This is a genomic window from Flavobacterium sp., from assembly GCF_044368625.1.
Classification (GTDB): domain Bacteria; phylum Bacteroidota; class Bacteroidia; order Flavobacteriales; family Flavobacteriaceae; genus Flavobacterium.
The window spans coordinates 1-11,450 of sequence record NZ_JBIPPD010000099.1; the positions used below are offsets into that span (position 1 = coordinate 1).

Annotated in this window: 6 protein-coding genes; 5 read left to right on the forward strand and 1 reads right to left on the reverse strand. The window is 36.3% G+C overall.

What is annotated here, in order from left to right:
• The first annotated feature begins 132 nt into the window (after positions 1-132).
• The 4 genes from ACIQ2X_RS08930 (at position 133) to ACIQ2X_RS08945 (ending at position 3,391) form a co-directional block, all read left to right on the forward strand.
• Complete coding sequence (locus ACIQ2X_RS08930) at positions 133-798, forward strand: DUF3667 domain-containing protein (protein WP_396178583.1); 666 nt, start codon at positions 133-135, stop codon at positions 796-798.
• 305 nt (positions 799-1,103) lie between these two features.
• Positions 1,104-1,649, forward strand: coding sequence for an SRPBCC family protein (locus ACIQ2X_RS08935; RefSeq protein WP_396178584.1), 546 nt, complete (start codon positions 1,104-1,106; stop codon positions 1,647-1,649).
• Between the two features lie 148 nt (positions 1,650-1,797).
• Positions 1,798-2,463 carry a hypothetical protein gene (locus ACIQ2X_RS08940; RefSeq protein WP_396178585.1) on the forward strand — a complete coding sequence of 222 codons (666 nt, stop codon included), beginning with the start codon at positions 1,798-1,800 and terminating at the stop codon, positions 2,461-2,463.
• A gap of 25 nt (positions 2,464-2,488) precedes the next feature.
• Positions 2,489-3,391, forward strand: coding sequence for an alpha/beta hydrolase (locus ACIQ2X_RS08945; protein WP_396178586.1), 903 nt, complete (start codon positions 2,489-2,491; stop codon positions 3,389-3,391).
• A gap of 688 nt (positions 3,392-4,079) precedes the next feature.
• Here ACIQ2X_RS08945 and ACIQ2X_RS08950 read toward each other — a convergent pair.
• Positions 4,080-4,832 (reverse strand): UDP-2,3-diacylglucosamine diphosphatase, encoded by a 753-nt coding sequence (locus tag ACIQ2X_RS08950; protein WP_396178587.1) that lies wholly within the window; start codon positions 4,830-4,832, stop codon positions 4,080-4,082.
• A 222-nt stretch (positions 4,833-5,054) separates the two neighbouring features.
• On the opposite strand from ACIQ2X_RS08950, the gene ACIQ2X_RS08955 reads away from it, so the two are divergent.
• Positions 5,055-11,450, forward strand: a 6,396-nt coding sequence (locus ACIQ2X_RS08955) for a choice-of-anchor L domain-containing protein (RefSeq protein ID WP_396178588.1), incomplete at its 3' end; no start/stop codon positions are given.

The window sequence follows — 11,450 nt, forward strand, 5'->3', positions numbered from 1 at the left end:
ATACAATTGGCTTCACTACTAAATTCGACTCCAAAACTAAAAATATTCATACCCAATAATTTATCTATCAAACAAATATACAAAAATATGAGCAATTACGGATATACATTAAAAACTTAATAAAAAAAGCCAATGAATACCAAACAAGATGAAAAACTGCGGCGCATTGACAGCAAATATATTATTCATGAACTGGAACATATTTTGCACCTCCAAAGAGGAATTTTCTATACCATAAAAAAATTATTACATACGCCAGGACTCACAATCAATGAATTTATAACTGAAAACAGAACCAAAATCACAAAACCCGTTCTTTTTTTAGTCATCACCACTTTACTGTACAATATCACCAATAAGTTTGCTCATTTTCACGATGACGCAGTAGAAAAAGTAATTAACAACAATACCATTACAATCATTGAAAATTGGTGTAACGCTAACTTGGGCTATTATAGTATAATTCTTGGTTTGTTTGTAGCGCTTTTTCTAAAAATAATATTTTTTAAAGCTAAGTATACATTTTTCGAAGTTTTGGTTCTTATGTGTTACATTATAGGGGTCGATATATTACTTGCAGCTATAACTGGATTATTTTCTACTTTGCTGCACTTTAATTTTATGAAAACATACACTATCGTGTGTTTTATATATTCTTCATGGGCAATAGCTAATTTTTATGGTAAAAACAAATGGTACAACTATATTAAAGCATTAGTTGCATTTCTTTTAGGCTGCAATTTATTAACGATTTTACCACCTGTTTTAGGTATTATAATTGATTTTATAATAAAATAATCACTAAGGACTCATTGTTCCGTAACTGTAATTAAACATTGAAAATCAATAATTTATATTAGTATTTAATCACTTTAGTGGGCAAACAAAGCACAAAGTGCAAGGAATTTTAAAAATGAAAATTTAACTTCAAAAATAAAATGATTTTTAGTTTAAAAATCATTAAATCACAGAGCGTTAAAATGACCAAAAACTGCCTCAATTGCAACTTAAAATCATCACGAACTATTGTTCAAATTGTGGTCAAAAAACAGCTGTTCATTAATATTCAAATAAAACTCTTAAACAATTTAATTTAACTTCAAATGAAAACAAAAATGGGAACAATCGTAACAATTATCACAGTAGCAGTAATAGTTTTTTTAGCGTACGGCTTTTATAATGCTAGTAAACTCACAAGCATTAACATCGTAAAATCAATTACCATCAAAGGTTCAAAACAAGAAGTTTTTGATCAAGTCAAGTATTTAAAAAATTTCCCAAAATGGTCTCCGTTTCTTGCCGAAGATCCAACTCAAAAGTATGAGGTAAAAGGAACCGATGGCACTGTTGGAGCACAATACCATTGGAACGGCAATGGTGGTAAAGATTTGGGTTATCAAGAAATCAAGAAAATAAAAGAAGGCAGTTTTATAAGTATGCAATGCGATATTTTAAAACCATTTGAAGCCAAACCCACTTTTGATTATACGTTTGAAGAAACACCAAACGGAATAAAAGTAACTCAAGATTTTACTGTAGAATCACCTTTAATTGCAGCTTTTTTCATGGGATTGTCTGGTGCGAAAGCCGACATGGAAAAGATGAACCAAACCGGTTTGGATTTACTAAAAAAATCAACTGAAAATTAAGTATGCTCAGTTGGGCGTTACGGCAAGAAAAATGCCGTCGGGCTTTCATTCCAATCTTTTTTGTGATTGCTTCGTTCCTCACAATCACAAAAAAGGATTTTCCCTTCCATCCCTAACGCAAAATCAAATTTAAACACACAAATTTATTATGACTACCGCAAAAATTGTTCCAATTGTTTTAATTGTTCACATATTCTTTGGTGCATTTGGGCTAACCGCCGGAACTTTAGCTCTATTTATTAATAAAACACTAAAGTTGCATAAAATTGCTGGTAAAGTTTTCTTTTATAGTATGTTGGGTATTTTTTTAACCAGTATCTATATGAGTCTAGTGAGTGGAAATTTGTTTTTATTATTGGTTGGTTTCTTTAGTTTTTATCTTGCTGCCACAGGATACCGAATTTTGTTTTTAAAAAGGCTACACGTAGCAATTATAAAACCAAAACTATTGGATTATTTAATCGTTGCAACGGGTGTAATTTCAGGAATTGCCATTATTGGTCTGGGTGTATTTTTATTCAGTAAAGGAAATATGTTTTGGGTAGTTAGTTGCAGTTTTGGGTTGGTTTCGATAGGCTTGGGTTACAAAGATGCCATAAAGTTCAAGCATCCGCCAACAGATAAAACACATTGGATAAAAAGCCATGCTTCAAGAATGGCGGGTGCTTACACCGCCACAGTGACCGCTTTTATTGTAGTAAACATTCAAATGGCTAATGGTTGGATTTTATGGATTTTACCTGCACTAATTATTATTCCAACTTCGCAAAAAATAGTAAACAAATTTTTAGCACCCCACAAAAAATCAATTTAATCAAAAAATTTAAAAGACTCTATACATGAAAAAATCAAATATTCTTCTCTTAATTTTAGTAGCTATTTTAAGCGTTTCGTGTGCTTTTGACAAAAACTTTCTTCGGCCCATAACCTTCAAAAAGGACCTTCAGAAATTAGTAGTGAATAAAACTGTAACCGACTCAATGATCATTCGTTTCTCTATTGAGAACCATCAACCGTCATTTTTTGATAAAAACAATCAGCCAATTTCATTACAATATATTCCCGAAAGTACCTTATTTAAATCGTCTAACGGTTATTTACTTCACGGCTGGATGATGAGGCCCGAAAACGGTGTGGCAAAGGCTACTTTAATTCATTTTCATGGAAATGGAAGCAATTTATTTTATCAAATGAAATTTGTTTTACCATTGGTTAAAAAGGGATACCAAGTTTTTATTTTTGATTACTCTGGTTTTGGATTCTCTGAAGGAAAAGCGACCAGAAAACAATTATTAGTAGACGGCGAAGATGCTATAAATTATGTAAAATCAAGAACCGATGTTCACAACATGCCAGTCTTTATTCACGGAATGTCTTACGGTGGTAATTTAGCACTTTGTGTAGCTGCCAAAATGCAAAACAAAATAGATGGCGTGGTTACCGAAGGGGCTTTTTCTTCGCATAAAGATTTGGCAAGTAATGGAAACCGAAAAAAATTTATGACACGATTATTTATAAAAGAAATATACGCTTCTGAAAAGTATGTTTCGCAAATAAAAAAGCCACTCCTCATTATTCATAGTCAGGACGATACGGTAATTCCGTTTGTAAATGCTGAACGTATTTATGCAAATGCAACAGCAACAAAAAAAGAGTTTTTAAAAGTAAAAGGAAAACATTTAGAAGCCTCGGCAGATGATTTAAACAAAATTGATTCAGCTATAATGAACATGATTCAATAATGAATATTGGGATTTTAAAGCCAAGTGTTTCCAACTTGTTACAAGGTTTTTACCATAAACTTTTTCTTGATATCTCAAATTATAATGTACAACTAAGAATTATTTTCGTGTAGCAGCTTTGTACTATTATTAATCAAAAAAAAACAACTATTACAAAATTATTCCTTCCAAATGTAATGACCTTAAAAGCAACTTTTGCAAGCCCATAATCCTAAGATTTATGTAAAACCCTTGTCAAAATTTTGATTATAAAAATTTTGACAAGCTATCTTTTGAGTCTTTCAATGTCCGTACTCAAAATTGGTGTTACTTTTAGACTAGATACTAAGATGAAAAAAGCTAACAAAAAAAGTTCAGTTTTCTTATAATGAAAAAGAGTTAAAATCATCCTTGAAATTTATGGAAAAAACGGGATAAGAACTTTATCATGTAAGAGAGTTCTTTCAAATTAAAATTGCAATGCCAAAAGCCGGAGAAATTTAGAATTCAGCTATCTTGCAATAATACTTAAATCAAGATTTTACAGAATGAAAATTTGTATAAAAATAAGGCCGACTTTGATGTAAGGTGCTGATTTACAGAAGTAAAAAAAAGAAAGATACAATTTTTGAAAATTGTTTATTCATCACCAAAAGGCAAATGAATCTACTACAGTTTTTCGAAATTTTACTTTCGGTTTAACGCTGGCTTAGAACTCTTTCAATTCGAAATTTTCACCGTCAAAAACGCCGTAAGTAAAATAGCCAATCCAGTCGCCCAAGTTGATGTATTCAGAATCGGGACCCACTTCAATTTGCATAGGAAGATGGCGATGGCCAAAAATAAAATAATTGTAATGTTTAGATTCCAATTTTCTTTTAGCATACAATACGAGCCATTCCTGGTTTTCGCCTAAGAATTTTACATCTTCATTTCCAGAAATAAGTTTGTTTTTAACCGATAAATACTGTGCTAATTTCATTCCAATATCAGGATGAAGCCATCTATAAAGCCATTTTGAAAAAGGAGCATTAAATACTTTTTTCATTCTTTTATAACCTTTGTCGCCAGGGCCTTTTCCGTCGCCGTGCCCAATTAAAAAGGTTTTATTTCCAAAAGTAAATTCCTTATTGTCTCGAAAAGTGGGTATATTTAATTCTTTTTCAAAATAATCAGCCATCCACAAATCGTGGTTTCCTACAAAAAAAAAGAGGGATATTCCGCTGTCTTTAATTTCTGCTAGTTTCCCTAAAACCCGAACAAAACCTTTTGGAACAACTGTTTTATATTCAAACCAAAAGTCGAATAAATCGCCTAATAAAAAAATCGCTTCGGCGTCGTGTTTTACTTCATCTAGCCAACGAACGAACTTTTGTTCTCTTGGAAAACTTAATTCAGCTGTTGGCGCCCCAAAATGCTGGTCTGAAGCAAAATATATTTTTTTTGAAGAGGCTGTAGACATTTTTGTTTTTAAAAAAATCAAAGATACTAAATCTCTTGAAACTATCTATTTTATAAGATTTTTGTTGATTTCTTTTTGCACAATTCTTTTTTTTTTGAATATCACATTTACAAGTTAATTAGTTAAATTACGTTTTTTCCTTTAATTATTCTTAAAATTAGTTAAATTTGAATTCCCTTACTACGGGATAATTTATCAAACAACCTATAAATTTTTCATTTTATGAAGAAAATTACACTTTTATTACTCACTCTTTTTTACTGTGTCGTAGGGTATTCTCAGTTCCCGCAGAACTTTGAGGCTCCAGGATCAACAGTACCCAATGGGTTTCCCGTGGGATGGTTGGTCACCAGTAATGGAGTTGGAAATGGACAAAGTTGGACTATTGCAAATAATGCAGCAGTAATTATTACCAACAATGGCGGAACACAAACTGCCTACATGAATCGAGAAGAGATTGGTGCAGGAAACACTTCCGAGGACTGGTTGATTTCACCCTCAACAGCAATTCCAACCAATGGACAACTTCGATTTTTTACCAAACAATCGCTTGCTGGAGACAATGGAACGATTTATCAAATTCGTGTGTCTTCTGACCCAAATCAAAGCAATTTAGCCGCTTACACTGTTTTGCAACAATGGACGGAACCACAACTCAATGCAGTATTTAATGTAGTAGAAGAGAAAGTGGTAGATTTTCCTGCCGCAGCATTTGGAGCCAACCGTTTTATAGCTTTTGTACGGGTGTATACACAGCCTACTGCAGCTGTTGGCGGAGACCGCTGGTCGTTAGACGACATCAATGTGGTTCAAAAATGTAGCCCACCACTTGGTTTAGGTGCAAGTAATATTGCGGCTACGAGTGCTGCTTTAGCTTGGAGCGCATCAGCTGGTTCACAAGGCTATCAAATAGGTATTTTACCTTCCGCACAAACTTTTGAAGGTATTGTTACCACTACCAGTCTAAGTAATACTTTAAATGCTAACGGACTTTTGCCAAGCACCACTTATAAATATTATGTAAGGTCGAATTGTGGCAGTGGTAACTTTAGTGAATGGGTTGGTCCTTTTAATTTTACTACACTTGCCATCGGAACGGCTTGTTCGGATGCGATTATAATACCAAGTTTACCCTACCAAACAGTAAACAATACGGGTAATTTTGGAAATACATTGGCGGGACCTCAATTAGCAAGTTGTATTCCAGGGGGTGTAAACTACCAGTCTGGAAACGATGTGTTTTATAGTTATACTGCTGCCGAAAATTGTACGGTAAGTTTTACATTGAGTCCTACCGAAACGAGGTCTTCGATGTTTATTTATCCAAGTTGTGCAGGATTAACAGGAGCGTGTTTGGCCGCTGTAGGAAACGCGACCAATGCTCCTCGAATCATCAATTATGCAGTAACAGCAGGAACTACTTATATTATTGTAATTTCTTCTAATTTACCTACTGCTACAGTAGCCTATAATTTATTAATTCAATGCGAGGGATGTACTGAAAAACCTACGAATTTAGGGATTAATACTATTGGATTGACTAGTGCCAATTTCACATGGACTGCTCCAGCAGGAAACGTTCTTGGCTATCAAGTAGCCGTTCAGCCGCAAGGAAGCTCAGTTCCAGCAGGAGCAGGGGTAAATACAGGAAGTACTACACCGGGTTTTACTCCTACGGATTTATCACCAGCAACTTTATACCAATATTGGGTTCGTTCAGAATGTGCACCAGGTGTGTTTAGTGCTTGGGCAGGACCGTTCTTGTTCAACACGCAACTTTGTGCATCAGCCGATCAGTGTACCTACATATTTAGAATGACCGATAGTGCGAACAACGGATGGAATGGAGCGCGAATGCAAATCCGTCAAAACGGAATTGTTTTGGAAACCATTGGAGCCACTTACACTTCCGGAGCCGGACCAGTAGATATTGCAGTAACGGTTTGTAACAACATACCCTTTGATATCTTTTGGACTGTAGCAGGAAGTCAACCCCAACAATGTATTGTTTCGGTAGTAAACTCTTTCGGACAAACGATTGCTACCATTAATGGAACAGCCTCAATGGTAGGGACTTCGATATACCAAGGAACCATCAATTGTACCACTCCATTGTGTAATTTGGCACCAACCAACGTAACGGTAAACCCGATTACAACAACAGGAGGAACCATCAATTGGGTTGCACCCGCAACTGAAAATGTTGGATTTGATATTTATATCGTTCCCGCAGGTTCACCAGCACCTGTTGCAGGAACAACTCCAACCTATTCAGGAGTAAATGGGCCAGCCGCACCATTTAGTTTTAACATCCCTGTACCAAACGCACTTGCGCCAGACACTTTGTATGATGTTTATGTACGCGTTCAGTGTAACAATCCAACTAACTCGCCATGGTCGCCGGTACATACTTTTAAAACATTGCCAACATGTCCAAAGCCAGTTAATCAAACGGTAACAGGAACCACATCGCCCGCTCCAATCAATGGAATTAGCGCGGAAACAGTTGTATTGGGATGGACACCAGGAGCATTGGAAACACAATGGGAAGTGTTGTTATTAGCAGCACCCAATGCAGTACCACCAGCCTCACCGGGAATAGTTCCAACAGTTCCAGCAGGAAGTTTTTGGATTCAGAATATTACAGGTACAGCGGGTGCGGTTCAAACCTTATCAGCGACTACAACACCTGCATTGCCTGCATTGGCAAATGCTACCATCTACTATTATTATGTAAGAGCGGTGTGTCAGCCGGGTGATGATGCAAGTACGTGGACAGGTCCATTTGTTTTTAATACAGATACTTGTGCTGCAACAGAAAAGTGTAACTTCAAATTCTTATTGACCAATACAACAAACAACAACTGGAACGGCGGTAGAATTCAAGTACGTCAAAACGGAATTGTAGTGGCAACTTTAGGAACGGGTGGAGTGAATAATGCCAACGGAATCACGGTTGCATTATGTAACAATGTGCCATATGATTTATTTTGGAGCGTAGCAGGAACTTTACCAGAAGGTATTGGACTACAAGTAATTAATCCATTCTTAGATGTAGAGTACACGAAATTACCAGGACAAGGAACACCATTGACGGTATTGTATTCCGATACCTCGTTAGGAAACTGTGTGCCACCATCGTGTCCGAAACCAATAAATATGGTAGTAAACAGTGTAACCCAAACTACGGCTAATTTAAGTTGGACCGAAACAGGAACGGCTATAGCTTGGGAAGTTTATGCGATACCAGAAGGAGGAGCACTTCCAGTAAATGGATCTCCAGTAAACCCAGGATTGCCAGGATACTATCAAGCTCCTATCAATACCAACTTTATTGCAGATAATTTAACTCCAGGAACAAGATACCAATATTATGTTCGCGCAATCTGTTCAACAACAGAAGTAAGCACATGGACGTTATTGACACCCATAACTTTTATTACAAAGCCTGTAAATGACGAATGTGCAAATGCAATTCCAGTACCGGTAAACCCAGACAGAATTTGTGCGCAAACGGTAACAGGAAATACATTAGGAGGAACAGCATCAGCACAAATATCAACTTGTCCAGGAAGTGAGAATGACGATATTTGGTATAGTTTTGTGGCTACAAACAACATTCATATTATCTCATTATCGAATATAATAGGTTCAACAACTAATATTCGTTATGCGGTTTATTCAGGTGCAGATTGTGAGGCTTTAACGCAGATATTTTGTAGTCCAACTAACGTGAATACAAGTGTTGTTGGGAATTTAGTGGCGGGAAATACGTATAAGATTAGAGTTTACACAAATGGTAATGATATAAATCAGTCTGCTTCATTTACGCTTTGTATTACAACGCCAGAACCCATTACAAACGACGAATGTGATACAGCAACACCAGCTGTTGTAAATGCAGGATTGGATTGCGTTTTAGTAACTCCAGGTTCTATCACTGGAGCAACGGCTTCAGCATTAACAAGCAATTGTCCAGGACAAGAAGACGACGACGTATGGTTTAGTTTTGTGGCTACTAGTCCAACACATATCCTTACATTCCAGAATATTGTAGGTACAGCAACTACATTAAACAGTTCATTGTATACAGGTAATAACTGTGGAAGTTTGACCTTCATTGCATGTCATAACAATAATCAAACGTTGGTTAATAATTTAATTGCAGGTAACACGTACTTAATTAGAGTTTGGTCGAATGCGTCAACTTTAGAAGATATTAGGTTTGACTTGTGTATAGGAAGTATTGTACCACCAATTACAGTAAGCACTACGCAATATACAGTACCACAATTAGTAACCGATATATTGATTCAATCTACTTGTGCTACGGTTTCAAATATTACTTGGGCTACAGGTACAACTGCAGCCACAAATGGTATAGGTTATTTTAATCAAGGACCATCTAATTTCCCTTTTGAAGATGGAATTGTAATGGTAACGGGTAGTGCAACTTCAGCAGTTGGACCAAACACGGCAATTTTGTCTGGTGGAGGTTTAGGCGGAGATGCGGATTTATCAGCTATCTTAGCGGCTCAAACTCCACCTCTTTTCGGGACATTAAACAATTCAACAAAACTTGAATTTGATTTTATTGCGATCAATCCTGTTATTAATTTCAATTTTATGTTTGCTTCGGAAGAGTACGGTACTTATCAATGTGGTTTTAGTGATGCTTTTGCGTTCATCTTAACCGATGTAACTGCAGGAACTCCCCCTGTAAATCTTGCGGTAATTCCAGGCACGAATACTCCAGTTTCGGTATTTAATATTCGGGACAATCAGTATAATGCAGGTTGTACTTCAAATAACCCAGATCTTTTCGGAAGTTATTATGCTAATCCAGCAGGAGTTTTAGGAGCGCCAATTAATTTTAACGGAATTACGGTTCCTTTAGTAGCGACTTCACCAGTAATTCCAGGAAACACGTACCATATTAAAATGGTAATTGCTGATTATAATGATACGGCGTATGATTCTGCTGTATTCTTAGAGGGAGGTAGTTTTGATATTGGAAATATCGTATTACCAGATGATTACTTGATTGCAAATGGAAACGCACTCTGTGAGGGTGATGATGTTATATTAGATTCTGGATTAAATCCTGCGCTTTATGATATTCAATGGTTTAATGGTACTACTTTAATTCCTGGGGCAACAGGTCCAGTATTGGTAGTTTCAGAATCGGGCACTTATTTTATTCAAGCAGCTTACTTAAATACCAACTGTGTAACTACTGACTCTGTAATTGTAGAATATTTTATTGATATTGATGCAGAAGACCCAGCTGGTCTAGTGTTGTGTGACGCCTCTGGAGCAGGTACTTTTGATTTAACAGTTGCTGGAGATGAAGTTTTATCCATTTATGCACCAGGAACGCATGATGTAGTTTATTTCCTAACAGAATTAGATGCGATTAATAATAACTTAGCCAATGCATTGACTCTGGCTCAAGCGGAAGCTTTTGCGGGAGTAAACGGGCAAGAAATTTGGGTACGAGTTAATTTACTTACTACAAATTGTTTCCAAGTAGTTTCATTTAATTTAGTAGTGCAGGATTTAACTCCTCAGTTTACTTTATCAGGTGATTTAGAAATTTGTCCACAAGAAACAACTACCATTACTGTAGTTCCAACAAATAGTGATTTTGATGTGAATTCAGTTGGAATCCGATGGACATTCAATGGTGATGTTATTGTTGGCGCAACAGGAAGTTCTTTAGTTATTGTTGGAACATCTGGTTACGGTCTTTATACTGTTACTGTAAATAATGCTGGATGTACTTCAACTCAAACTTTTGAAATTATAGAATCAACAGATGATTGGGACGTCATCTTTAATGGTACCCCAGATTTATGTCCAGATGAGACGGGAACACTTACAGCAACCGTGGCGAATAACACAAATAATTCGCCTGTAACATATAATTTTACTTTGCCTAACGGTTCACAGGTAGAAAACAGTACTGGTGTTTTAAACATTGATGAAACAGGAGTTTACGAGGTTGTAGTTGATATTTTGGGTTGTACTACACTGCAAACATTTGTAGTTGCAGAATCGACAGATGAATGGGACATTACTTTTAACGGTAATGCAAGTTTATGTCCAGATGAGAGTGGAACACTGACGGCTGTTGTGACCAACAACACGAACAATTCGCCTGTAAGCTATACGTTTACTTTGCCAAATGGAACTGAGGTGGTAAATAGCAGTGGTGTATTGAACATTGATGACACAGGAGTTTACGAAGTAGAAGTGGATATCTTAGGCTGTACATCTACGCAAACCTTTACAGTTTCACCATCTAACACGCAGTGGAATGTAAGCTTTACGGGTCCATTAACGTTGTGTCCAACAGAGCCGGGAGCGCTTACTGCAGTAGTAACGAACAACACGAACAACACACCAGTAACGTATACCTATACATTACCAAATGGAACGCAAGTGGTTTCAGGTTCAAACGTATTACCGACTTCAGGTGCAGGAGTTTACACGGTTGTAGTAGATATTTTAGGTTGTCAGAGTGCTCCAGTTAGTTTCACAGTAGGAGCAAGTGTTTCAAACTGGCAAGTAGCCTTTACAGGAACTCCCTATGTAATTTGTGCTGGAGAAACAGTT